The following is a 23,539-nucleotide window of genomic DNA, read 5'->3' as shown; positions in this document are numbered from 1 at the left end:
CCCTGAAGAACAGGAGATTAACCAATGGCATCCGGTGTAAAACCCCGCGTCAAGGTTCCAAAGACAGCCGCTGCTGGCGAAACTGTTACGATCAAGACATTGATCAGCCACAAGATGGAAAGCGGCCAGCGCAAGGACAAAGAAGGCAACGTCATCCCGCGCTCGATCATCAACCGTTTCACCTGCGAGTTTAACGGAGAAATGGTGGTTGATGTGACGATGGAGCCGGCGATTTCGACAAACCCGTACTTCCAGTTCGAAGCGACTGTGCCCGAGGCCGGTGAGTTTGCCTTCACTTGGTACGACGACGACGGCTCTGTCTACGACGAGAAAAAATCAATCGAGATCGCCTGACGGCTCGACCACTAAGGCAGATCAGCGCTGGTAGGAGGAACTGGCGCTGGTCCACCAAGGGAGGAACGCAATGAATACCAAGGCACTTACGGCGATCGCGGCAATTCTGGTTTTCCCGGCTGCAGCAATGGCTGGACCGGACGAAGACAATCTTACGATCAATGATGAGCTGGACATGACCTCAGTGACCGAGGCCCCGGCGCATCTGGAAAATTTGGACACGATCTATTCGGGTTGGCATTTCCGCACGGATGAAACGCAAGCGCTTCAAATTGATGACTTCGACAATCCTGCAATGATCTTCGTCGATCAGGCCGCCGATCTCTTCGAGACCGTCGATGGTGCCGCGGGCGAGAGCTGTGCCTCATGCCACGATGGGGTGGAAAGCTTCAAGGGATTGCAGGCGTCCATGCCGAAGGTGGATGCCGAAACTGGTAAGCTGGTCGTCATGGAAGATCTGATCAACAAGTGCCGTACGGACCGCATGGAAGCCGATGCCTGGAAATGGTCCGGGGGCGATATGCAGGGCATGGTCGCTTTGATCGGTCTTCAATCACGCGGCATGCCAATGAATGTCGCGATTGATGGCGATGCCGCCCCGTACTGGGAGCAAGGCAAGGAGATGTACTATACTCGCTATGGTCAGCTGGAGCTTAGCTGTGCCAATTGTCATGAAGACAACTGGGGTAACATGATCCGTGCCGACCACCTGAGCCAGGGTATGATCAACGGCTTCCCAACATATCGTCTGAAACAAGCAAAGCTGATTTCGCGCCACAACCGTTTCCGCGGCTGTATTCGCGATACTCGGGCGGAAACTTTTGCCGAAGGTTCGGACGAGTTTCGCGCGCTTGAGCTTTATGTGGCCTCGCGTGGCAATGGGCTTTCAGTCGAAACTCCTGCAGTACGGCAATAGTGAACGACCCGCGTGGACAGTGTCCTGCGCGGGTTTTCCAGGTAAATAACATTCACACATTTATATGTGTTATAGGAAAGCTGATAGATGATTTCTCGACGTGACTTCTTGCAGGTTTCAATGGCTGCATCGGCTTTGTACGGGGCGTCCGGGTTCGGAAACTGGGCCAGACTTGCCGCGCAGCAAAGCCTAACGCAGGATCAATTGTTGGAGTTCGAGACCTTCGGAAATATCAGCCTGATACATGTCACCGATATTCACGCGCAACTCAAACCAATCTATTTCCGCGAACCCGAGATAAACCTTGGTATTGGCGATGCACGAGGGCAGATGCCGCATGTCACAGGGGCGGCGTTCCGCAAGGCCTACGGGATCGAAGATGGAAGCCCGTCGGCCTATGCGCTGACCTACAATGATTTCTCTTCGCTGGCCAAGACCTATGGTCGGGTTGGTGGATTGGACCGGGTCTCAACTGTCATTAACGCCATTCGTGCTGACCGTCCTGATGCATTGCTACTGGACGGGGGCGACACTTGGCACGGTTCCTACACCTGCTATCAGACAGCCGGTCAGGACATGGTCAATGTCATGAACGCTCTGAATCCCGATGCTATGACCTTCCATTGGGAGTTCACGTTGGGCAGCGAAAGGGTTAACGAAATTGTCGAAGGTTTGCCCTTTGCGGCCTTAGGTCAAAACATCTTTGATGCCGAGTGGGACGAACCTGCAGAATTGTTCCAGCCCTATAAGTTCTTTGATCGGGGCGGCGCAAAGGTTGCTGTTATCGGGCAAGCGTTTCCTTACATGCCAATCGCGAACCCAGGCTGGATGTTCCCAGAATATTCGTTCGGTATCCGGGATGAAAACATGCAGGCCATGATCGACGAGGTTCGCGATGCCGGCGCCGATGTCGTTGTCGTCCTCAGCCATAACGGCTTTGACGTGGACAAGAAGATGGCGGGCCGCGTGCAAGGGATCGACGTGATTCTCAGCGGTCACACCCATGACGCACTTCCTGAGCCGGTTCTGGTCGGTAAAACGCATATCATCGCGTCCGGCTCGAACGGAAAATTCGTCAGCCGCGTCGATCTCGACGTGAGAGATGGACAAATGATGGGGCTGAAGCACAAGCTGATCCCGATCTTCTCTGACGTCATCGCCCCTGATCCTGCGATCACCGCTCTGATAAATGATCAGCGCGCGCCGTACGAGGCTGCGCTGAGTGAGGTGATCGGCAAAACAGATTCGTTGCTCTACCGCCGCGGCAACTTTAACGGCACATGGGATGACCTGATTTGCGATGCCCTGATCAATGAGCGTGAGGCAGACATCGCGATGTCGCCTGGCGTCCGTTGGGGCCCCTCAATCCTGCCGGGACAAGATATCACGCGCGAGGACATCTGGAACGTCACATCGATGTCGTATCCCAACGCCTACCGCACAGAAATGACAGGCGAATTCATCCATGTGATCCTCGAGGATGTCGGTGACAACCTGTTCAATCCCGATCCCTACTACCAGCAGGGCGGCGATATGGTCCGCGTCGGTGGGCTTGGCTACCGCATCGATGTGACCAAACCACAAGGACAGCGGATCAGCGAAATGACCCTCCTCAAAACGGGTGAAGCGATTGATCCATCGAAGACCTACGTCGTGGCTGGTTGGGCCAGTGTCAACGAAGGCACCGAGGGTCCACCGATCTGGGATGTCGTCGAAAACCACATTCGCAACCTTGGCACCGTCACGGTGCATGAGAACACCAGCGTCGATGTCGTCGGCGCTTAAGAATCAGATGGAGACCTAAGAGATATGGATGACGCGTTCAAACCGTCCCGCCGGGCCTTCCTGAAAGGCAGTGCTGCGGTCGCCGCAGGGTCAGTCGCGGGTGCGGCAGCAGCAGACACGCTCGACCCACTTATAACAGAGCTTCAAGATTGGGCGTCTTACACGGGCGCCGGTGTCGATGAGTCACCTTATGGCATGCCAATCAGCTTTGAATCCCATGTCGTGCGCCGCAATGTGGAATGGCTGACCGCCTCTCCGATTTCGTCGATCAATTTCACGCCGATCCACGCGCTTGATGGCACGATCACTCCGCAAGGATGCGCTTTTGAGCGTCATCATTCGGGCGCGATTGAGCTGCGCAAAGAAGACTATCGCCTGATGATCAACGGGCTGGTCGATCGTCCGCTTGTGTTTACTTACGACGACATTGAGCGTTTCCCGCGCGAAAACCATGTGTATTTCTGCGAATGTGCGGCAAATACCGGTATGGAGTGGGCGGGTGCGCAACTCAATGGCGTCCAATTTACGCACGGTATGATTCACAACATGGAATACACCGGTGTTCCACTGCGTACGCTGTTGCAGGAAGCGGGTGCCGATATCTCACCAGACAAATGGGTCTATGTTGAGGGCGCAGATGCGTCATCCAATGGCCGCTCCATCCCGATGGAAAAAGCACTGGATGACGTGTTGGTGGCTTTCAAGGCAAATGGTGAAGCACTGCGCATGGAACATGGTTACCCCGTGCGACTGGTTGTTCCTGGCTGGGAAGGCAACATGTGGGTCAAGTGGCTGCGCCGCATTGAGGTCGTCGATATGGCGGTCGAAAGCCGCGAAGAAACATCAAAATACACTGATGTCTACGCCGATGGCACAGCCCAGAAATGGACGTGGGTGATGGATGCAAAGTCCGTCATTACTTCACCCAGCCCGCAAATGCCCATCAAACACGGACCTGGGCCATTGGTCATTTCCGGGCTTGCCTGGTCAGGCCACGGGCAAATTACACGGGTCGATGTGTCCAAGGACGGTGGTATCACCTGGGAGACGGCGCGTCTTGGCAAGCAGGGCGACAGCAAGGCTTTGACGCGTTTCTATCTCGACACGAATTGGGACGGAGCGCCAATGTTGTTACAGGCCCGGGCGATAGACGAGACCGGCTATGTGCAGCCAACCAAAGACCAGCTACGCGAAAAGCGCGGAGAAAACGCGGTCTACCACAACAACTGTATCCAAACTTGGTACGTGAGCGCAGAAGGGATCGCTGAGAATGTCGAAGTCTCTTAGTCATGTTTTCCTGCCCGTATTTGGTGGCACGGCCTTGGTGCTTGCGGCAGCGTTGGTATTTGCCAATCGGAACTACGGCCAGTCGAAGATAGACACTTTGGAAACCCGGATAGGTCAGGTTGAAGCGCATGCAGCATCAGCTCTGGAAAACGCGCAAGCGGAGGCCAGTCGAGCGGCTGAACTCGAGACTAAAGTCGAAGAAATCCAAGCGGCCGCCGCGGAGCGGGTTGCAAATGGTGCAAACCTAACTGCACCAGCGCCCAGTCGCGACGGTACTATTGGGCTTGGACGTCCTGCATTGGAGGAAGAGATCGCTGCCTGGGACGTTGACATCTTGCCCGACGGGCGTGGCTTGCCGGTTGGATCAGGAGATGTCTGGACTGGAGAAGAAGTGTTTGTCGACCGGTGTGCGTCCTGTCACGGCGAGTTTGCCGAAGGCGCCGACAATTGGCCTGTTCTGGCCGGTGGATTCGACACGCTTGCCGACGAGGATCCTGTAAAAACCGTCGGGTCTTATTGGCCGCATTTGTCGACCGCTTGGGACTATATTTCCCGCTCAATGCCATTTGGTGAAGCGGGTACGCTTACGGCGGATGAGACCTACGCGATAGTCGCCTATATCCTTTATTCCAATGACCTGGTGGATGACGATTTCGTTCTCAGCAATGAAAACTTCGCCGAATTCGAGATGCACAACAAGGATGGGTTTGTCGTCGATACGCGACCTGAAACTGAGTACGCAGAATGGCGAAAAGAGCCCTGTATGGAGAACTGCAAAACAGAAGCCGCTGTTACTATGCGCTCTGTATTTCTGGTTGAGACGCCACCAGAAGGCGGTTCGAATTCGGTCATGAACGAAGCCAGCGCGGACGAGTTGCCGACGTTCACGGCGGAGGGGCCCTCGTTCATTCCGGCCGCAGCACCAAAGCCTGAGGAAGAAGCCGCCGCAACACCGGCTGTTCAAGAAACCGATGAGGCTGACCAGACTACGGAACTATTCGCAGCCGGTGAGAAGGTCTTCAAGAAATGTAAATCCTGCCATCAGGTTGGTGATGGTGCAAAGGACAGTACGGGGCCGGCGCTGAACGGGGTTATTGGGGCCAACGCAGGGTCGGTTGAAGGATTCAAATACTCCAAAGCTATGAAAACGGCTGCCGAGGCTGGTCTTGTTTGGACCGAAGAAGAAATGGCGGCCTTCTTGGCAAAACCCAAGGACTACATGAAGGGCACACGCATGTCCTTTGCTGGGCTTAAGAAACCAGACGATATTGAAGCCGTGATCGTTTACCTCAAGTCGTTCGGAAGCTGATCATGCGTTGGTTGAACATTTTTTTGACCTGCGCGGCGGTTGTGGTTGCTGTTGCCCCATCGACCCACGCCACCGAGGGCCTCGGCGACGCCGAAGCCGGAAAAAAAGTGTTCGCCAAATGCAAAGGCTGCCATCAGGTTGGCGAAGGAGCAGAGAACAAAATAGGCCCGCATCTAAACGGTGTTTTTGGTCGGAAAGCTGCAGGTCTCGAGGGGTTCAAATATTCCAAGAGTCTTGTGCGCGCGGGTAATTCGGGTCTGGAATGGCATGCTGACACTCTGTCCGCCTACATCGAAAACCCACGTGCATTTGCGTCAGGCACGAGGATGAGTTTTCGTGGATTGAAAGACCCGAAAGACCGAGCCAACGTGATCGCGTATTTGCGGGGGTTTTCAGACAATCCCCGTGATATCCCGGAAGCGGATCCAACCGCGAAAGGCACGGATCATTCGATCGATCCTGCGATCCTGGCGATACAGGGAGATCCTGAGTACGGCGCATATCTCAGCAGCGAATGTACAACATGTCACCAGATTGAGGGAGGCGATGAGGGCATTCCTTCGATTGTGTATTGGCCTGACGAGGACTTTGTGGTCGCCATGCACGCTTACAAGGACAAACAGCGGCCACATCCGGTCATGCAAATGATCGCCGGGCGGCTGAGCAATGACGAAATCGCTGCATTGGCCGCATACTTCAATAATCCAGAGTGACAGTGTCTAAGGGGAGGAAACGCGATGACACTCAATAGACGAGTATTTCTTGGAGCTGCCGGGGTATTGGCCGCTGGGCTATCTGCTCCGATGGTGCTGGCTCAAGGCAAGCCCCGTGTAGTGGTTGTCGGCGGCGGTGCGGGCGGTGCGACCGCCGCGCGTTACATAGCGAAGGACAGCAAAGGTGAGATTGACGTGACGCTGATCGAGCCGTCTCGGACCTACTACACCTGTTTCTTCTCCAACCTTTATTTGGGAGGTTTTCAGGAGCTATCGGACATCGCCCACAGCTATGGCACGCTTGCCGCGAACTACGGTATCAACGTCGTGCATGATTGGGCCACTGGGGTCGACCGCGATGCTAAGACGGTGTCCTTGGCAGGTGGCGGATCAGTTCCTTATGACAAGCTGATCCTTAGCCCGGGTATCGACTTTGTTGATGGTGCGGTAGAGGGCTGGGACCTCTCGGCCCAAAATAAGATGCCGCATGCTTACAAAGCTGGTTCTCAGACAGAGCTTTTGAAAGCGCAGATCATGGCGATGCCCGAAGGCGGTACCTTCGCGATGGTCGCTCCTCCTAACCCGTACCGTTGCCCGCCCGGGCCGTATGAACGGGTTTCAATGGTGGCGCATGTGCTGAAGGCAAACAACCCAACAGCAAAGATCATTGTAGCTGATCCAAAGCCGAAATTCTCGAAAATGGCTTTGTTCCAAGAAGGCTGGGGAAACAACTACGAAGGAATGGTCGACTGGATCGGCGAAGATTTCGGCGGTGGCATTGTATCCGTGAATCCGGATGCAATGACGGTGACTATCGACGGCGAAGAGACAAAAGTCGATGTCTGTAATGTGATCCCAGCGATGAAAGCAGGCCGCATTGCGGAAATGGCGGGAGTGACCGACGGCAACTGGGCACCAGTAAACGCTGCGGACATGTCTTCCAAAGCCGATCCGGACGTTTACGTTCTTGGAGATGCCAGCCAGCAGGGTGACATGCCGAAATCCGGTTTTTCGGCAAACAGCCAGGCGAAAGTATGTGCGAATGCGGTACGAGGTGCGTTGACCGGGTCTAAAGTCTTCCCGGCCAAGTTCTCGAACACATGTTGGTCGCTGATCGATACCAATGATGGCGTTAAGGTTGGCGCAACCTACGAGGCGACACCTGAGAAGATTGCCAAAGTTGACGGCTTTATTAGCCAGACCGGAGAAGATGCCGACCTCAGGAAAGCAACTTACGAAGAGTCTCTTGGTTGGTACGCCGGTATCACGTCGGACATGTTTGGTTGAGGCAATCGGGGGCTTTGACCGGTGTCAAAGACCCCGATGATCAATCTGAGAAAATGCGGTTCAGGAGGAGGACTAAAACCATGAAACACTTTATTGCCGCAGCCGCGTTTTCCACTGTTCTGGCGAGCCAAGGGCTTGCAGAAGAGATCATCACTGTACCCTTCGACGGCAGTTTTGATGATGCAACATTCGCCGTCGAGTCCGCGATTGTGGGACAGGGACTGGTCATCGACTATGTAAGCCACGTCGGCGACATGTTGAATCGAACAGGCGCTGATGTCGGCAGCGACAAACAGATATTTGCAGCTGCAGACATCTTCATCTTCTGCTCGGCAAAAATCTCGCGTGAAGTGATGGAAGCAGACCCGATGAATATTGGCTTCTGCCCGTATGGGATTTTTGTAGCCGAAGGCGACGATGGCGTGATGGTTGGATACCGAAGCTATCCTGATGGCCCAATGCAAACGGTTCAGACTCTGTTGTCCGGGATCGTAGAAGAAGCCGTTGGGAACTGAAATGAACTACCAGCAGTTTTTTCGTGGTCAACTCGACCAGCTTCAGGAGGAAGGGAACTACCGGGTCTTTGCGGATCTCGAAAGGCAGTGTGGCGCGTTCCCGACAGCGCGTAGCTACGTGGAAAATAGTCCCGAGAAAGTCACTGTATGGTGCTCTAATGATTATCTGGGGATGGGTCAGCACCCCAGTGTTATTGCAGCAATGCACATGGTGATCGATGAGTGTGGTGCCGGGGCAGGCGGAACGCGGAATATCTCTGGAACCACCCACCAGCATGTTTTGCTCGAGCAGGAGCTTGCTGACTTACACGGCAAGGACGCTGCGTTGCTGTTCACCTCCGGGTACGTCTCGAACTGGGCTGCCTTGGGAACCTTGGCGTCTCGCATTCCTGGCATCACTGTCTTGTCTGACGAGTTGAACCATGCCTCGATGATCGAGGGCATTCGCCACAGTCGGTGCCAGAAGCGTATCTGGAAACACAACGACGTGGCGGACCTTGAAAGGCACCTTGCTGAACTGCCTGCCAATGCACCGAAGCTCATTGCGTTTGAGAGCGTCTATTCCATGGATGGCGACATTGCACCAATTGCCGAGATCTGTGATCTGGCGGATCGCTATGGCGCGATGACCTATTTGGATGAGGTTCACGCGGTTGGGCTTTATGGGCCGCGCGGCGGAGGCATAGCTGAGCGCGAAGGCCTGATGGATCGGCTAACCGTCATTGAGGGGACATTGGGCAAGGCGTTCGGCGTAGTTGGTGGATACATCGCGGCGTCGAAAGAGCTGGTGGATTTTGTCCGATCCTTTGCCAGTGGTTTTATCTTCACCACTGCATTGCCTCCCGCCGTGGCCGCAGGAGCTGCCGCTTCGGTTCGGCACCTGAAGCAAAGCAATTCGGAACGACATTTGCACCAGCAGCGCGTGCGCGAGGTGCGAGAAAGGCTGGACGGTCTGGGCATTCCGCATACACCGAACCCAAGTCACATAATTCCGGTCATGGTCGGCGATCCGGTCAAGTGTCGCTTCATCTCTGACGTGCTGATGCGTGACTATGGAATTTACATCCAGCCGATCAACTATCCAACCGTCCCCAAGGGAACGGAACGTCTACGGATTACACCTTCCCCAGTGCATTCCACCGACGACGTGGATCGACTGGTGTCTGCCTTGGGTGAGCTATGGACGCAATGCCAATTGGCGCGCAGGCCAATGGCCGCTCAATGACAATGACAACTTGACCGAAGACAAGGACGCGCAAGCAACCAAGTGAGAGTCTCTGTTGATGGAAAGGCTCATCGATTTGTTGGGAGACCCTGGCGCTTTGGCATTTGCCGGTGCGTTTGTCGGTATCTTGTTCGGCGTGACGGCCCAGAAGTCTCATTTTTGTTTGAGAGCGTCGACCATCGAAGTCGCCGAAGGCGAGCTTGGTCCTCGCCTGGCTGTCTGGCTGATCGCTTTCACCGCAGCGCTCACCTTAGTGCAGGCGTTTGTCGCGTTTGAGTGGTTAGACCTTTCCGAGACACGCGCGATTGCGTCGACGGGCAGCCTCAGCGGCGCAATACTTGGCGGAGCGATGTTCGGCGTTGGTATGGTTCTGGCGCGTGGGTGTGCATCGCGCCTGTTGGTATTGGCCTCCTGCGGTAATCTGCGCGCCCTTATTACGGGATTGGTTTTAACCTTAGTGGCTCAGGCTGCTTACACGGGCGTTCTTAGTACCGCCCGCGAATTGCTTTCCGGGATCTGGACTGTCTCAGGTGGCGCCTCGAGAGACCTTTCAGAAATACTTGGATTTTCGCCAGTGGCTTATACAGCCGTTGCAGCGTTGGGATTGGTGTCGGCAATAGCATTCGCATTCCACCGGAGAGTCGCGCCAATCAGGATCGTAACAGCCGCAGGAGTTGGCGTGTCGGTGGCGCTTGGCTGGTTAATGACATTTGCCATCGCGCAAGCATCATTTGAAGTCGTGCCTGTTTCGTCAGTCACGTTCACCGGACCGGCTACGGATACACTGATGGCGTTGGTTGCCGAGCGAAACGTCGTGTTGTCCTTCGGTATCGGCCTTGTTCCAGGCGTAGCAATTGGTGCCGCAGGCTCGGCCCTAACTGCAGGGGAGTGGAAGATCGAACGTTTTGGCCCGGATACTCCGATGGAGCGCTACCTTGTTGGAGCTGTCCTCATGGGGTTTGGAGCTATGCTGGCCGGAGGTTGCGCAGTGGGTGCAGGGCTTTCAGGAGGGTCCGCCCTGTCATTGACGGCATGGCTTGCCGTTTTCTTCATGTGGGTTGGAGCGATCAGCGCGCATAGGTTAATGCGCCGAATTCCTGTTCCTCAAACGTCTTGAGTTATTCGAATTCCATCTGCTCAAAGACCCGCCCGGCATTTTTTGTCGCCAGTTCCTCAAACGTGTCCAAATGGGCATACGGTGACTGATCGACATAGTAAGCCTCTGCCAGATTGCCGCCAGCATCCATATGCTCTTGGATCTTGCCGCGCAGATAGATCAGGTAATCGCGTGTATAGCGGCGCACCTGATCCATGTTTGTCGGATGACCGTGGCCGGGGATGACATATGTGGCTCCCAAAGCTTCGAACTCGTTGTCCCACGTTTCAAGCCAATCAGCTGTATAAGTCTCTTGAAAGATCGGCAGCATTCGCTCGTGAAACGCCATGTCACCCGCGATGACAAGGCTTTGGTTCGGCAGCCAAATCGAGATATCGCCCGGACTATGGGCCGGCCCGAGATATTTGGCCTCAATCCGGAAATCACCCATTTCAACAACGTATTCATCCTCGAATGTCTCGGTTGGGCCCGCCAAAAAAGTTCTTTCTGCCTTGTCCTGATTGTACCGTTGCATCCCTTCAAGGATCTGAGGGCCGTATTCCTCGAATTCAGCCGCAGCATCCGAATGGGCGATAATTGGAACGCCGAGCTCTGACCAGTAGGCGTTGCCAAGCATCGCGTGCCCCTGGCCATTCTCGTTGAAGACAAGCTTAACCGGCTGATCCGTGATCGCCTTAATTTCCTGGTGAAGTGCTTCGGCAAGCAAATAAGCCGCGCCACCGTTTATGACGACCACGCCCTCTCCGGTAACTATGAAGCTGAGATTGTTGTTGTGACCAGAGTTTTCGTAGGTCGGCGGGGCGGTTGCGCCAATGGCAGAATAGACGCCGGGGATATATTCGACCGGTTTGGAATACAGCACACTTTGCGGGTATTGGTCTGCAATATCCTCGCTTGCCCAAGCCGGTGTGGCTAGGGCCAAGACAATCGCCAGCGATCGCATCATTATGGTTCTCCAATGAACTTATAAGCAGAGCCAGTCTTCGCGACCCGGCCGATCCCACCATTTGGCAAGTGGAAACCAATTATTTTCATTTGCTCGTGGGAAATCTGATCCAGCAGTGAGTTCCGAGCTGCTGCGGCCGCCTGTGGATCCTGATCCGTGCCGCTGTGCCAGTCGGGGCGTTCAAAAGCAACGTGTGGATTTCCCAACGCGTCGCCGACAATCATCACGGACTCACCACCGTTGCGAATTTCGAACGCCATGTGGCCGGGCGTGTGTCCAAAGCTTGCGCGTGCTGCAACACCGGGAAGAATCTCTTGTCCGTCGTCAAAAAACGCGACCTGATCCTCAATTGCCGCCATACGCCGCTTCGCGCCTACAGCGAACGCAGCGCGATCTTCTCCAATGGTATCCACCGTTGATGGGTTCCACCAATAATCCCACTCATTGCGGCCAAAGTGATGCGTGGCGTTGGGGAAAAGAAGGTCATCGAAATCATCCAAAACGCCCCAGATGTGATCCGGGTGCGCATGGGTGAAGATCACGTGCGATATGTCTTCGGGCGACAAGTCGATGGTTTCAAGAGATTCCAGAAGTTTACCGGAGGAGGGCATGAAATCGGGTCCAGCTCCGACATCAAACAACACCGTGTTTTTATCATCTCGATAAAGCGCCACGTTGCACTCTGGCTCGTACTTGGTCGTGTCCACCTTGTAGCTGTCTAGAAGCTGCCTAAGTTCTTCCTTCGGCATGGCGCCGAAGACCATTTCCGGAGGCAATGACAGGTACCCGTCTGACATGGTTGCAATCCGAGCCGATGAACCGAGTTGTAGCTCTGCCCAAGCGATTTTGGATTTCGCTCCAACCGCTGTTATACAAGCGGCACCGCGCAAAAAATTGCGCCGTGAAAACACATTTCGACCCATTAACAATCAATAAGATGAATGTAATGATTTGTAAATGACGTAAGGTGGAGTCTTTTCAGGAGAACTAGAGTTGAGTCGGGCAGGGGCTTCCGAAGGATTTACTCGATGAATGAAGGCCGCCATTCAACAAACTCAAAATCAGCCTGGACTGTCATTCGCCTTGCCTTGGTGATGTGTATAGGCGTCATGTGCTATGTGATTTGCTCTTCGCGCGATGTCTTCTTTGTCCCCACAGTGGCCATTCGTCCAAACTCTTCGAGTGATGGCTTAGAGCCCAAAGTGACGGATGCTGCGCCACGCACCAATGACCGTTATGCCCAAACGCGCGGTGCGAAAGCGCTTCCCAACTGGGTGAATTTTCGTTCAAACTCAAGCCTGCAGTGAATGAGGAGACCAGCGTATGCCAATTGAAACTTGGACTTTGTATGTTTTGACAGTGCTGGCTTTGATGAGCACGCCTGGACCAAGCCAGTTGTTGATGCTTACCAATAGTGGCGTTCATGGTTTCCAACGTTCGTTGTCGACCGCCGCAGGCGACCTTTCAGCAAACGCCTTACAGATGCTGGCGGCGGGTCTGGGGCTAGCCGCGATTATCGCGGCCTCTGCGACAGCCCTGACTGTCATCAAGTGGGCAGGGGTTGCATATCTGATCTGGTTGGGTATCCGCATGATCCGACGCGCCAAACCGGATGAAACAGCCGAGCTTTCAGAACAGAAGAGAGCATCGCTGCGAACGCTATGGCTCCAAGGCTTCCTGACGTCCGCAGCAAACCCGAAGGCCGTTGTTTTCTTCGCGGCGCTCTTCCCACAATTCATTACGAGCGATGCCGCTTTCTGGCCCCAGTTTCTGATATTGTCCGCAACTTACATCGTCATGGACGGGCTATTTCTGTCTGCCTATGGCCTCGGGTCGAGTTGGATTGTCAAACGGTTCAAGGGCAGCGCACGGGTCTGGATCGAAAGGATCGGCGGTGGCTTTATGATTGGCGCAGCTTTGCTTCTCGGGTTGAAATCAATCTCGCGCCAATAACCGAGAGCGGGCATTCGCCAAACAACCCGCAATGGCAGCTCTGTCCCGCATAGCCGCCGTCGGTCGATCGTGCAGCTTCGGTCACTGGGGGCTCCGTGCTGCGGTTAGGGTAAATTCAGTGAATGTCCTCTGGGCGGGACGAAGCGGACGTGTGCAAGCGCGGCTATTGCTGACGCAGCAATTCTTCGCGATTGAGGCAACCAAATCGCCGCTGTGCAGCGCATGTCACCAGACCTGCCATTCGAGTAGGGCTTTCTCACCCAAACCGAACCCAAGTTTTCGCCGCAACCAGTTTAATCAAGAAGGACGCGGACTGAGGGGCCAATAAACCATATATGCACACAGCCTTGCTTCTTGCAAAGTGCCACTCTCTCGCCCTTTATCAAGCACCTTACGTTACAACGAACCGATGCAGGATACGTCGTACTATAGGTGCGACAATGAGGACTGTAGGAAATGCAATGGCCCAGGATGATAGCCATGCGGATAGCCAACTTATTACAAAACCTGGTGCGAAGCCGACCGCCAAAAATGTTGCCACACCAGAAATCAGAAGCGACATGAAGCAGGACAAAAGAAAGCCGAAGGCGATATGCTCAAGTTTGCGTGGGACGAACGGGCGCATAAATGAGTCTCCGTATGATTTTGTCATGAGCTGAGCTCTACTCTGCTGCGGCGCGCGGGTGATCTGCCAGGGTAGTCCATGCGTCGTTCTGTGACAGGAATATCTGGCCGTTGAGATCATCGATCAGGTGCGACCGCTTCAAACGATCCATCACGGGGCCTTTGACCTCGGACAGATGCAAGCCGACATCAATTTCCTTAAGGCGCGCGTTCACCGCCTCCAGGCTTTCTAGGGCGGAATAATCCACCTCATTAACCGCAGAGAACATCAGGACGACGTGTGCAATGCTGCAGCCTTCGATCACGCGGGACTGGATCAGATCTTCTAGAAAGCGCGCGTTGACGAAATAGAGGCTCTCGTCCACCCGTAAACACAGCACGCGCGGGTCGGTCTCGACCTCGTGGCGCAAAATGTTGCGAAAGTGCTCACTGCCGGGGACACGACCGACTTCAGCCACGTGGGGTCTTGATGTTTTGTAAAGGTGCAGCAGGACGGACGTAATCACCCCCGCCGCAACACCAACTTCCACGCCGAGCGTTAGGGTCAGCACGATGGTCGCGGCCACGGCCGTAAAATCGGCGCGGCTGTAGGCCCATGTTTTCTTCAGGATCGACAGGTCGACCAGTGATAGTACCGCCACGATGATTGTCGCCGCGAGCGTTGCGTTTGGCAGGAAATAGACCAGCGGTGTAAGAGAGACTGCTGCAATTGCCAGGCCAATGGCTGTGAAGGCCCCGGCGGCCGGGGTTTCTGCGCCTGCGTCGAAGTTGACGACAGACCGCGCGAAGCCGCCGGTGACCGGATAACCGCCTGTGAAGGCTGCCCCAAGGTTCGCCGCACCCAAACCGATCAACTCCTGATCGGGATCGATGCGTTGGCGTTTCTTCGCAGCAAGGGTTTGGGCAACAGACACGGATTCTACAAACCCGATGATCGAAATCAGGATCGCAGGTACCAGAAGGGCTTGCAAAAGGTCCGGAGAGAACCCAGGCAACGTCAGTGGGGGCAAGCTTTGTGGGACTTCGCCCACGATCTTCACCCCTTGCCCCGCCAGATCGAATGCCCAAACCGCGACAGTCGTGCCAACCACGGCAACAACAGGTCCCGCCTTGGTTGCAATATCAGCCATCGTCGCTGAGGCCCCGAGCCGCGTTAGCATTGGTTTCAGCCCCTTGCGAACCCAAAACAAGAACGCCGTGGCCGTCACGCCAATGATGACAGTGATCCAGTTCACCTCGTTCAGATGGGCCGCGATGGCCAACAGTATTTCTGGCAGCGTATGCCCATGCGCCGAGACGCCAAGAATGTGTTTCAACTGGCTGGTCGCGATCAGAATGCCCGAGGCGGTGATGAACCCCGCAATTACCGGATGGCTGAGGAAATTCGCCATAAACCCCAGCCGGAATACGCCCATCAGGACAAGAAAACCGCCCGACAGAAAGGCTAGCGTGAGCGCCGCAATCGCATAACCCGCTGTGCCTTGTTCTGCGACCTGACCGATGGCCGAAGCCGTCAGCAGCGAGACAACAGCGACCGGCCCAACCGCCAAAGAGCGGCTGGTGCCAAAAAGTGCATAGAGCACGATGGGCGCGATTGAGGCATATATCCCTGCCTCGGGCGGCAGACCTGCCAAAAGTGCATAGGCGAGGCTTTGCGGGATCAACATGATCGTGACGATTACCGCCGCAATCATATCGTTGGAAAACGCTTTGCGGTTGTAGGTGCGCCCCCAGTCAAAGACCGGCATGTAGCGGCGTAGAAGTTGGGTCATGGTATTATCCAAAAGAGGGGTGGGTGAGCTCATCTGTTCGCGCATGAGCTCACCCGCCAGAGGCACGCAAAAGGGAGGGGACGTGCACGCGTCAGGTCATCAAGGCTTACTCCGCCGCAACTTTGAGTTTTTCAGGCTTGGCCATCCATTCCTTGCCCTTCAGCATGGCTTTCCAATAGATCGGCGGCAGCATCTTTTCCTTCAGGAACCAGGCCAATCGTGTCGGCTTTGTTCCGTCCAGAAGGAAGGATGGGAAGCTGGGCTTAAGCACACCGCCATAGCCAAACTCCGCCAGAACGATCTTACCCCGTTCGACGGTCAGCGGGCAGGACCCGTAACCGTCATAGGCAGCTGTGGGTGAGCGGCCCGCGATATCGGCCACGATGTTGTCTGCGACCGTGGGTGCCTGCTTGCGCGCCGCTGCGGCCGTTTTGGCGTTTGGCGCATTCATCACGTCGCCAAGCGACCAGATGTTGTCGAAGCTCTTGTGGCGCAGCGTGGCCTGATCGACATCAACCCAGCCTGCCGCATCTGCTAGAGGTGACACGCGGATGAAGTCGGGGGCGACCTGTGGCGGGCAGACATGCATCATGTCGAACTCAACCGTGACGGTTTCGGGGTCCGTGTCCGGCTTGGCGATCCTGAACGTCGCCGTCTTGGCCGGGCCATCCACGGCCACCAGATTATGGAAGAAGTGCAAGGTGGCATCGTATTTGTCGATGTATTTCTCCAGCGCGGGCACATAGTCTTTCACGCCGAACAGCACACCGCCTGCATTCATGAACTGAATGTCGATGTCTTTAAGCGCCCCGTTGCGGAACCAGGCATCGCCAGACAGATACATCGCCTTCTGCGGAGCACCGGCGCACTTGATGGGCATCGGCGGCTGGGTGAACAGCGCGCGGCCTTCTTTCAACTCTTGCACTAATTGCCATGTGTAGGGCGCAAGATCGTAGCGGTAGTTTGAAGTCACGCCATTGCGCCCGAGCGTTTCTTCGAGACCTTCGACGGCTTCCCAATCAAGCTTTAGACCAGGGCATACGACCAGACGGTCATATTTCACGACCCGACACCCATCGAGGATGACTGCGTTGTTCTCAGGCTCAAACGCAGCCACCGCTGACTTGATCCATTTCACGCCACGCGGAATGAGCGAGCCCATGGTCTTGGCGGTATCAGACGCCTCAAAGATGCCGCCGCCGACCATCGTCCAGCCAGGCTGGTAGTAGTGAATGTCCGCAGGGTCGATGATGGCAATCGACAGGTTTGCTTTGCGGGACTGCAGGCTGGCGGCCACAGATACACCGCCCGCACCGCCGCCGACGATCACCACATTATACTGGGCATCGCCGGTATCCGTTGGGGTTTTGCCCCCATTCGCAATCCGTCTGGCCACGCCGTTCATGTCATAGCCTGCAGCTTTGGTCGCCGCGAGGATTTCGTGCATGGGCCGCTTCTTACTTTCATGAAAGGACCAAAGTGTTGCCGACCGCGTGCCTGTCCGGCAATAAGCCAACACCGGGCGTGGCAGATCGGTAAGCGCTGTACCAAACGCATCGACATCTGCGTCCTGCACCATCCCCGATTGCACCGGAACATAAGCAGCTTTGATCCCAGCGGCGTTTGCAGCCGCCTCAATTTCTTCGAAACTTGGCTGATCCGCCCCTTCGCCGTCTGGGCGATTGCAAATAATGGCGCGGAAACCCGCATCCTTGATCGCGGCCATATCCTCAGCTGTGATCTGTGGAGTGACAGAGGTTTTGTCTGTGATTTTCTTGATATCCATCTGTCTGCTCCTCACAGTCCGTTTACGGGCACTTTGAGCATCGGGTAGCCGTCCTTGTCGGTCGGCACCTCGCCCGCGCGCATGTTCACTTGCAAGGACGGGATGATCAGCTTTGGCATATCCAGCTGCGCATCGCGTTCGGTGCGGAACTTAACGAACTCTTCCTTTGTCTTGCCGCCGCCCACGTGGATGTTGTGCGCTTTCTCATCGCCGACAGTGGTCTCCCACTGAATATCGCGGCCATTGGGGCCGTAGTCGTGGCACATGAACAGCCGTGTCTCATCCGGCAGCGCCAGGACTTTCTGGATGCTGTCATAGAGCTCCGCCGCGTCCCCACCGGGGAAGTCTGCGCGGGCCGAGCCGCCATCAGGCATAAACAGGGTATCGCCCACAAAGGCCGCGTCGCCCATCACATGCACCATACACGCGGGCGTGTGGCCGGGCGTGTACATCGCAAAAGCCTGCATATTGCCAATCTGATAGGTATCACCGTCTTCAAACAGCGCATCAAATTGGGATCCGTCGCGCTGGAACTCGGTGCCTTCGTTGAAGACTTTGCCGAAGGTATCCTGCACCACCATGATCTTGGATCCGATGCCAATCTTGCCGCCCAGCTTGTCTTGAATGTACGGGGCCGCGCTCAGGTGGTCGGCATGGACATGGGTCTCAATGATCCATTCCAGCTTCAAGCCCTGCACCTCGATCTGGCGGATCAGCTCATCTGCATGATCATAGGTGATCCGCCCGGCTGCATAGTCGATGTCCATAACGCTATCGACAATGGCGCAGGCGTTCGAAGACGGGTCTTTCACAATGTAGCTGATCGTGTTCGTGGCTTCATCAAAGAAGGCCTGAACGTCTGGCTTGATGTCCATATTGACGGGGTAAGTCATACTGTTTCCTCCAAAAGCAAAGTCTAGTGTCTAGGTAGCGGCCTTGTCTGGCGCGGCGGGAAGCAGACGGCGGACATAGAAACCTGCTGTCACGGCAATCAGAAAAAGGGCGACTTCCCATCGGCCTGTCCCGAGTGCGGGGATGGCAGCGCCTGGGCAAAAGCCCGCGATGCCCCATCCGATGCCAAACAGGGCCGATCCGCCGATGAGCTTGGTGTCGATGAGCGTCGAAGTTGGTACTTGAAAGCGCTGTTCAAACAGCGGTGTGGAGCGACGCCAAACCAGCCGATACCCGACAATAGTCACGATCAACGCACCGCCCATGACAAACATCAGACTGGGGTCCCATGTCCCAGCGATATCAAAGAAGTTCAGAACTTTGGCCGGGTCCATCATGCCAGAGATCGCGATGCCTGTGCCAAAGACAAGGCCTGTCAGAAGTGAAAAAAGGTGCTTCATCTCAGGCTCCGAACACGTGATGGATCAGGAAAACCGTAATGGTGGCGGTCGCCATGAAAGTCGGTACAGCGACGAGCGAACGGAGCGACAGCCGCGATAGGCCGCAGACCCCATGACCGGAGGTGCAGCCGGATCCCAGGCTTGCGCCAAGGCCAACAATAACGCCGCCGACAATGAGCATCGCGGGGCTAACCGGGACCGTCAGCGCGGGCATCGCGCCCGTGATCGCAAAGATCAGCCCAGGGGCGAGGATCATACCTAGGATCAAGGCCAAGCGCCATGTCATCTCATCCCGGCTTTCGACGAATACTGCACCAGACAAGATCCCAGTGGCCCCAAAGATTCGTCCCAGGCCGAGCATCAGCAGAACCGCCCCGAGGCCAATGAGCAGGCCGCCCCCCAGGGACGCGAAAGGTGTAAACGCCGTTTCCATGGTCTTAGGCCCGGCAGGTCTTGAAGCCGAAGATCGAGTAGATCGGGCACACGCGGGTTGCTGCAACGATCAGCATCACGGCCCCGACAATCGCTGCGCCATATTTCAGGATGGCACCATCAAAAGCGGGCAATCCGCTCAGAAAGGCTAGGTAGAGCAACCCAACGCCAAGTACGGCGCGGAGGATTCGGTCAATGGTTCCGACATTGCTGGTCATCGTGTTCTCCAATCTAAAACTTGAAGAACAGATATAACTTTGTTTTTTCCACTTCAGTGACATTGTCACTTAACATGCAGAAAGCTGAATATCAGGCTGAGGCGGCGAGCTCTTTCAGGGCCGGTTTATCCAGTAAAGCAATACGGCCACGCGATTGCGCGATCATCTCACGCTTCTGGAAATCCTGCAGGATGCGGCTGATGACCTCGCGCGCTGTGCCCAGTTCACTGGCCAGCTGCTGATGTGTGGCCGCAATCTCTTTGAAATCGCCCGACAAAGCCAAAAGCCGCTCCGCCAAGCGCACATCCATATGTCCAAAGGCGACGTCATCTACGACGCGTAGCAAGTCAATCAAACGCCGGGAATAGGCCGCAAAGACGAATTTGCGAAACGCTTCTTCTTCGGCCACCAGCCTGTCAAACGCGAGCTTTGGCAGAACGATGGCGGTGATATCAGTCTCCGCGATGCCTTCCGCGTTGTAGGCCTCTTCGGCCAACATGCAGGCGGTCGTCAAAACACAGCTTTCACCCGCATCTACTCGGTAGAGCACGATATCTCGGCCCGTATCAGAGCTTTGCGAGACACGGATGCGGCCATCGTACAAAAAGAAAAAGCTGTCTGGTATGTTCGTCGGACCAAAAACCAGTGCTCCCTTTGGCATTTCGATGGTGCGCGCGACCTTCAACAACCGATCCCGTACAGGACGCGGCAAGGCGGCAGTGCCTTGAAACCGCTCGGTCCAATCGGCGATCATCGTGCTTTACGCATCGGTGCGACGATGCCCTCCTCAAGCGGTGCAATGCGCCCCAACAGGTCGTCCCGGTTCGCCGCAATATCGGCGAGCGTCAGATCATCCAGAACATCCATGAAGGCCCGTGTCGCTTTTTGTAGAGCGCGAGACAGTCTACAGACACCGATCAACGGACAGGTGTTTTTTTCTGTATTGAAGCACTCGACAAGGTCCAGCGGACCTTCCGTCAAGCGCACGACATCGCCGATCACAATCTCTTCGGCAGGCTTACCCAGACGGAATCCGCCATTGCGGCCCCGCTGCGTGACGACATAGCCCGCAAGGCCCAGTTCATGCACGATTTTGACGATATGCGGCCGGGCCAACCCGTGGACGCGGACGACATCATCAACCCGGATCAGTTCGGGGGATTTGAGGGCCGCCAGTTGCAAGGACCGCAGGGCAAAATTCGTATAAGACGTCAGTTTCATGGTCTCTCCTCACGCCCAACTTATATTGTAAATATATCTTTTTGCAAGTTGGGTGACATTGTCACTGAACTCCTCCGGGGCGGCTCCTAGTTCAGGCTCAGACAACCAAAGGAGAGCAAGATGACACTTCTGCTTGGCGACATTGTTCCTGACTTCAAGGCAGACACCACCACCGGCCCCATCTCGTTTCACGACTGGATCGGGGATGACTGGGCATTCTTTTTCAGCCACCCGGCAGACTTTACGCCTGTTTGCACCACCGAAATGGGGCGCACAGCACAACTTGCCGCAGACTTTGCCAAACGCGGTGTAAAACCGATTGGCCTCAGCACGGACGGGGTAAGTGAGCACCTTAAATGGATCGAGGACGTCAACGACACCCAGAACACAACATTGCGGTTCCCCATTGTTGCCGACCCGGATTGTGAGATCGCGAGGCTTTATGAAATGCTTCATCCCGGTGAATCTGAAACTGCCGCAGTTCGGTCCGTCTTCATCATCGACCCCGATAAAAGGCTGCGCTTGTCGATGACCTACCCGATGAGTGTCGGGCGCAACTTCGACGAAATCCTCCGTGTGATTGATGCGTTGCAGACGGGCGATGCGAAGGGCGTCGCGCTTCCTGCGGATTGGCGGCCCGGAGACCGCGCGATCATCCCGCCTTCTGTGTCGAATGCAGAGGCGACAGCCAAGTTTCCGCAAGGGTTCGAGGAAATCCGCCCGTATCTGCGCACTGTGGACCTCGGCAACGAAGCCTAAGCCGTTTCGCCCCCCAATATTTCCCTTACACTGGAGAACACTCATGAAGACGTTTCTACTCGCATTGACCACCGCGCTAGGCCTCAGCTCTGTCGCGCAGGCCGACGATACCCCGAACCTCGTGACGATCCTCGCTTCTGGGGAGCCGCAAACCCAGCTGATGAGTATGGTGCTCACCATGCAGTCCATGCAGCAGGGATCAAACGCGCATATCCTACTTTGCGGACCAGCTGGTGACCTTGCGCTGAAGGAGGCACCGGCCTCTGCCACGGCACCACAAGCGCCGCGCGATATGAGCCCACAGGGATTGATGCAAAACATCATGCAAAGTGGGGCCACGGTCGAAGTATGTGCGATCTACCTGCCAAACAAAGGCGTTGAACCGAAAGCGTTGCTGGATGGGATAACAGCCGCCGCGCCACCCGAGATGGCCGCGCGGATGCTGGCACCCAACACACGGATCATGTCGTTCTGAATAATATGAAAAACACGGGCTATGGCGGGGCACTGCCATAGTCCGTCACTTTGCAGGATTGAGAGTTTACCATGCTTGACGGCTTTAGCGCAGAGATGCTCGCACGTATCCAATTCGCGTTTACGGTGTCGTTCCATATCATCTTCCCCGCCTTTTCGATCGGTCTGGCCAGCTACCTCGCTGTGCTGAACGGATTGTGGATGCGGACACGGGACGAGACGTATCTGACGCTCTTCAACTACTGGAAAAAGATCTTCGCCGTGGCTTTTGGCATGGGTGTCGTGTCGGGCATCGTCATGTCGTATCAGTTTGGCACCAACTGGTCGGTGTTTTCGGATTTGGCCGGACCCGTTGTCGGTCCATTGATGGCCTTTGAGGTTCTGTCCGCCTTCTTTCTCGAAGCAGGGTTCCTCGGGATCATGCTCTTTGGGCGAGAACGGGTGGGCGAGAAACTGCATATGTTTGCCACGGCCATGGTGGCCTTCGGCACGCTGATGTCAGCGACTTGGATCCTGTCGGTGAACAGCTGGATGCAGACGCCCGCTGGGTTTTCGATCAACGAGGTCGGTCAGTTCGTGCCGGAAGACTGGTGGGAGATCGTCTTCAACCCGTCCTTCCCGTATCGCCTTGCCCACATGGTTCTTGCGGCTTTCCTGACCACTGCACTTGTGGTCGGTGCTGTCGGGGCCGTGCATCTGCTGCGCGACAAAACCGACAGACACGCGCGGCGCATGTTCTCCATGGCGATGTGGATGGCCGTGATTGTGACCCCGATCCAAATTTTTGCTGGCCATGAGCACGGGCTCAATACGCTTGAGCATCAGCCGGTCAAGATCATGGCGATGGAAGGTCACTATGAAAGCCATCCAGAAGGATGGGCGCCGCTCTATCTGTTCAGCATCCCAAATGACGCAGAGCAACGGCTTGATTATGCGCTCGGCATTCCTGGCCTTGGTAACCTCATCTTTGAAAAGCCGCTGGATAAGCCCGTGATGGGTCTTGATACGATCCCAGACGAAGACCAGCCACCCGTGGGCATTGTATTCTGGTCTTTCCGTGTGATGGTCGGGCTTGGGTTCGCGATGCTGGGTCTTGGGGTCTGGTCGGCATGGGCGCGCTGGCGTGGCACGCTGTTTGACGCACCTTGGTTGCATCGTGCCAGCACTCTCATGGGGCCAACCGGATTTGTTGCTGTTCTGGCGGGGTGGATCACCACCGAAGTTGGACGTCAGCCCTATACGGTCTACGGCTTCTTGCGGACCTCAGACAGCCTCGCGCCCGTCGATGCGCCCGCAGTCGCTACATCGCTTGTGGCCTTTATCATAGTGTATTTTGCCGTCTTTGGCGCGGGCACCGTCTACATCCTGCGGATGATGAACAAGCCACCCGCGACGCCAAAACTTGGCCTGCGCGATGGACCGATCCGCACTGCTGGGATCACCCCTGCACCACAAGTCGACCCCGACTTTATCCCCGGCGAATAAGGAGCATAC

26 protein-coding genes are annotated in these 23,539 nt (G+C 55.8%); 15 read left to right on the top strand and 11 right to left on the bottom strand.

Going from position 1 to position 23,539, the window contains the following annotated elements; genetic code table 11:
- Window positions 1-24: 24 nt before the first annotated feature.
- The 10 genes from soxZ (at window position 25) to ACXAG8_RS05555 (ending at window position 10,508) form a co-directional block, all read left to right on the top strand.
- On the top strand, window positions 25-354 hold the full coding sequence (soxZ, locus tag ACXAG8_RS05600) for a thiosulfate oxidation carrier complex protein SoxZ (protein WP_475222776.1): 330 nt from the start codon (window positions 25-27) through the stop codon (window positions 352-354).
- 70 nt (window positions 355-424) lie between these two features.
- The gene (gene soxA, locus ACXAG8_RS05595; protein ID WP_475222775.1) at window positions 425-1,270 is read left to right on the top strand and encodes a sulfur oxidation c-type cytochrome SoxA; all 846 of its coding nucleotides are present in this window, start codon (window positions 425-427) and stop codon (window positions 1,268-1,270) included.
- Between the two features lie 87 nt (window positions 1,271-1,357).
- Window positions 1,358-3,055, top strand: a complete 1,698-nt coding sequence (soxB, locus tag ACXAG8_RS05590) for a thiosulfohydrolase SoxB (protein WP_475222774.1) — start codon at window positions 1,358-1,360, stop codon at window positions 3,053-3,055.
- A gap of 24 nt (window positions 3,056-3,079) precedes the next feature.
- Complete coding sequence (gene soxC, locus ACXAG8_RS05585) at window positions 3,080-4,342, top strand: sulfite dehydrogenase (RefSeq protein ID WP_475222773.1); 1,263 nt, start codon at window positions 3,080-3,082, stop codon at window positions 4,340-4,342.
- Window positions 4,326-5,651, top strand: a complete 1,326-nt coding sequence (locus tag ACXAG8_RS05580) for a c-type cytochrome (RefSeq protein ID WP_475222772.1) — start codon at window positions 4,326-4,328, stop codon at window positions 5,649-5,651. Before soxC ends, ACXAG8_RS05580 begins: the two co-directional genes overlap by 17 nt.
- Before the next feature lie 2 nt (window positions 5,652-5,653).
- Window positions 5,654-6,364 (top strand): c-type cytochrome, encoded by a 711-nt coding sequence (locus ACXAG8_RS05575; protein WP_475222771.1) that lies wholly within the window; start codon window positions 5,654-5,656, stop codon window positions 6,362-6,364.
- Between the two features lie 24 nt (window positions 6,365-6,388).
- The gene (locus tag ACXAG8_RS05570; RefSeq protein ID WP_475222769.1) at window positions 6,389-7,651 is read left to right on the top strand and encodes an FCSD flavin-binding domain-containing protein; all 1,263 of its coding nucleotides are present in this window, start codon (window positions 6,389-6,391) and stop codon (window positions 7,649-7,651) included.
- Window positions 7,652-7,731: 80 nt separating this feature from the next.
- On the top strand, window positions 7,732-8,166 hold the full coding sequence (locus ACXAG8_RS05565) for a DUF302 domain-containing protein (protein ID WP_475199430.1): 435 nt from the start codon (window positions 7,732-7,734) through the stop codon (window positions 8,164-8,166).
- A 1-nt stretch (window position 8,167) separates the two neighbouring features.
- A complete protein-coding gene (hemA, locus tag ACXAG8_RS05560; RefSeq protein WP_475222768.1) occupies window positions 8,168-9,391 on the top strand; it encodes a 5-aminolevulinate synthase in 1,224 nt (407 codons plus the stop codon).
- 58 nt (window positions 9,392-9,449) lie between these two features.
- Window positions 9,450-10,508, top strand: coding sequence for a YeeE/YedE family protein (locus ACXAG8_RS05555; RefSeq protein WP_475222767.1), 1,059 nt, complete (start codon window positions 9,450-9,452; stop codon window positions 10,506-10,508).
- Window position 10,509: 1 nt separating this feature from the next.
- Here the strand turns inward: ACXAG8_RS05555 and ACXAG8_RS05550 are convergent, their stop codons facing one another.
- A complete protein-coding gene (locus ACXAG8_RS05550) occupies window positions 10,510-11,451 on the bottom strand; it encodes an MBL fold metallo-hydrolase (RefSeq protein WP_475223110.1) in 942 nt (313 codons plus the stop codon).
- 2 nt (window positions 11,452-11,453) lie between these two features.
- Complete coding sequence (locus ACXAG8_RS05545) at window positions 11,454-12,251, bottom strand: MBL fold metallo-hydrolase (protein WP_475222766.1); 798 nt, start codon at window positions 12,249-12,251, stop codon at window positions 11,454-11,456.
- A gap of 231 nt (window positions 12,252-12,482) precedes the next feature.
- Here ACXAG8_RS05545 and ACXAG8_RS05540 point away from each other — a divergent pair, with 231 nt between their 5' ends.
- Window positions 12,483-12,761 carry a hypothetical protein gene (locus tag ACXAG8_RS05540; protein WP_475222765.1) on the top strand — a complete coding sequence of 93 codons (279 nt, stop codon included), beginning with the start codon at window positions 12,483-12,485 and terminating at the stop codon, window positions 12,759-12,761.
- Window positions 12,762-12,777: 16 nt separating this feature from the next.
- A complete protein-coding gene (locus ACXAG8_RS05535) occupies window positions 12,778-13,407 on the top strand; it encodes a LysE family translocator (protein ID WP_475222764.1) in 630 nt (209 codons plus the stop codon).
- Between the two features lie 391 nt (window positions 13,408-13,798).
- Here the strand turns inward: ACXAG8_RS05535 and ACXAG8_RS05530 are convergent, their stop codons facing one another.
- The 9 genes from ACXAG8_RS05530 to ACXAG8_RS05490 all read right to left on the bottom strand — a co-directional run bounded on the left by ACXAG8_RS05530 (window position 13,799) and on the right by ACXAG8_RS05490 (window position 20,812).
- On the bottom strand, window positions 13,799-13,969 hold the full coding sequence (locus tag ACXAG8_RS05530; RefSeq protein ID WP_475223109.1) for a DUF2798 domain-containing protein: 171 nt from the start codon (window positions 13,967-13,969) through the stop codon (window positions 13,799-13,801).
- Window positions 13,970-14,069: 100 nt separating this feature from the next.
- Window positions 14,070-15,803, bottom strand: coding sequence for a SulP family inorganic anion transporter (locus ACXAG8_RS05525; RefSeq protein ID WP_475222763.1), 1,734 nt, complete (start codon window positions 15,801-15,803; stop codon window positions 14,070-14,072).
- 106 nt (window positions 15,804-15,909) lie between these two features.
- Window positions 15,910-17,589: a bifunctional protein tyrosine phosphatase family protein/NAD(P)/FAD-dependent oxidoreductase gene (locus tag ACXAG8_RS05520; RefSeq protein ID WP_475222762.1), complete on the bottom strand. Its 1,680-nt coding sequence runs from the start codon at window positions 17,587-17,589 to the stop codon at window positions 15,910-15,912.
- Window positions 17,590-17,600: 11 nt separating this feature from the next.
- Complete coding sequence (locus tag ACXAG8_RS05515) at window positions 17,601-18,482, bottom strand: MBL fold metallo-hydrolase (protein ID WP_475222761.1); 882 nt, start codon at window positions 18,480-18,482, stop codon at window positions 17,601-17,603.
- 30 nt (window positions 18,483-18,512) lie between these two features.
- A complete protein-coding gene (locus tag ACXAG8_RS05510; RefSeq protein WP_475222760.1) occupies window positions 18,513-18,941 on the bottom strand; it encodes a DUF6691 family protein in 429 nt (142 codons plus the stop codon).
- A gap of 1 nt (window position 18,942) precedes the next feature.
- Window positions 18,943-19,374 (bottom strand): YeeE/YedE family protein, encoded by a 432-nt coding sequence (locus tag ACXAG8_RS05505; RefSeq protein WP_475222759.1) that lies wholly within the window; start codon window positions 19,372-19,374, stop codon window positions 18,943-18,945.
- Between the two features lie 4 nt (window positions 19,375-19,378).
- The gene (locus tag ACXAG8_RS05500; protein ID WP_475222758.1) at window positions 19,379-19,591 is read right to left on the bottom strand and encodes a YgaP family membrane protein; all 213 of its coding nucleotides are present in this window, start codon (window positions 19,589-19,591) and stop codon (window positions 19,379-19,381) included.
- 91 nt (window positions 19,592-19,682) lie between these two features.
- On the bottom strand, window positions 19,683-20,345 hold the full coding sequence (locus ACXAG8_RS05495; RefSeq protein ID WP_475222757.1) for a Crp/Fnr family transcriptional regulator: 663 nt from the start codon (window positions 20,343-20,345) through the stop codon (window positions 19,683-19,685).
- On the bottom strand, window positions 20,342-20,812 hold the full coding sequence (locus ACXAG8_RS05490; RefSeq protein ID WP_475222756.1) for an Rrf2 family transcriptional regulator: 471 nt from the start codon (window positions 20,810-20,812) through the stop codon (window positions 20,342-20,344). The genes ACXAG8_RS05495 and ACXAG8_RS05490 overlap by 4 nt, the downstream gene beginning before the upstream one ends.
- A gap of 120 nt (window positions 20,813-20,932) precedes the next feature.
- On the opposite strand from ACXAG8_RS05490, the gene ACXAG8_RS05485 reads away from it, so the two are divergent.
- The 3 genes from ACXAG8_RS05485 (at window position 20,933) to ACXAG8_RS05475 (ending at window position 23,530) form a co-directional block, all read left to right on the top strand.
- A complete protein-coding gene (locus tag ACXAG8_RS05485; RefSeq protein ID WP_475222755.1) occupies window positions 20,933-21,571 on the top strand; it encodes a peroxiredoxin in 639 nt (212 codons plus the stop codon).
- A 43-nt stretch (window positions 21,572-21,614) separates the two neighbouring features.
- Complete coding sequence (locus ACXAG8_RS05480) at window positions 21,615-22,046, top strand: DsrE family protein (RefSeq protein ID WP_475222754.1); 432 nt, start codon at window positions 21,615-21,617, stop codon at window positions 22,044-22,046.
- Window positions 22,047-22,117: 71 nt separating this feature from the next.
- Window positions 22,118-23,530, top strand: a complete 1,413-nt coding sequence (locus ACXAG8_RS05475; RefSeq protein WP_475222753.1) for a cytochrome ubiquinol oxidase subunit I — start codon at window positions 22,118-22,120, stop codon at window positions 23,528-23,530.
- The last annotated feature ends 9 nt before the right edge of the window (window positions 23,531-23,539 follow it).

The sequence above is a fragment of the Ruegeria sp. ABD4_443 genome, from assembly GCF_056160865.1.
Note: the sequence above shows the minus strand (reverse complement) of the source record. Positions and strands in the feature narration are given on the sequence as shown.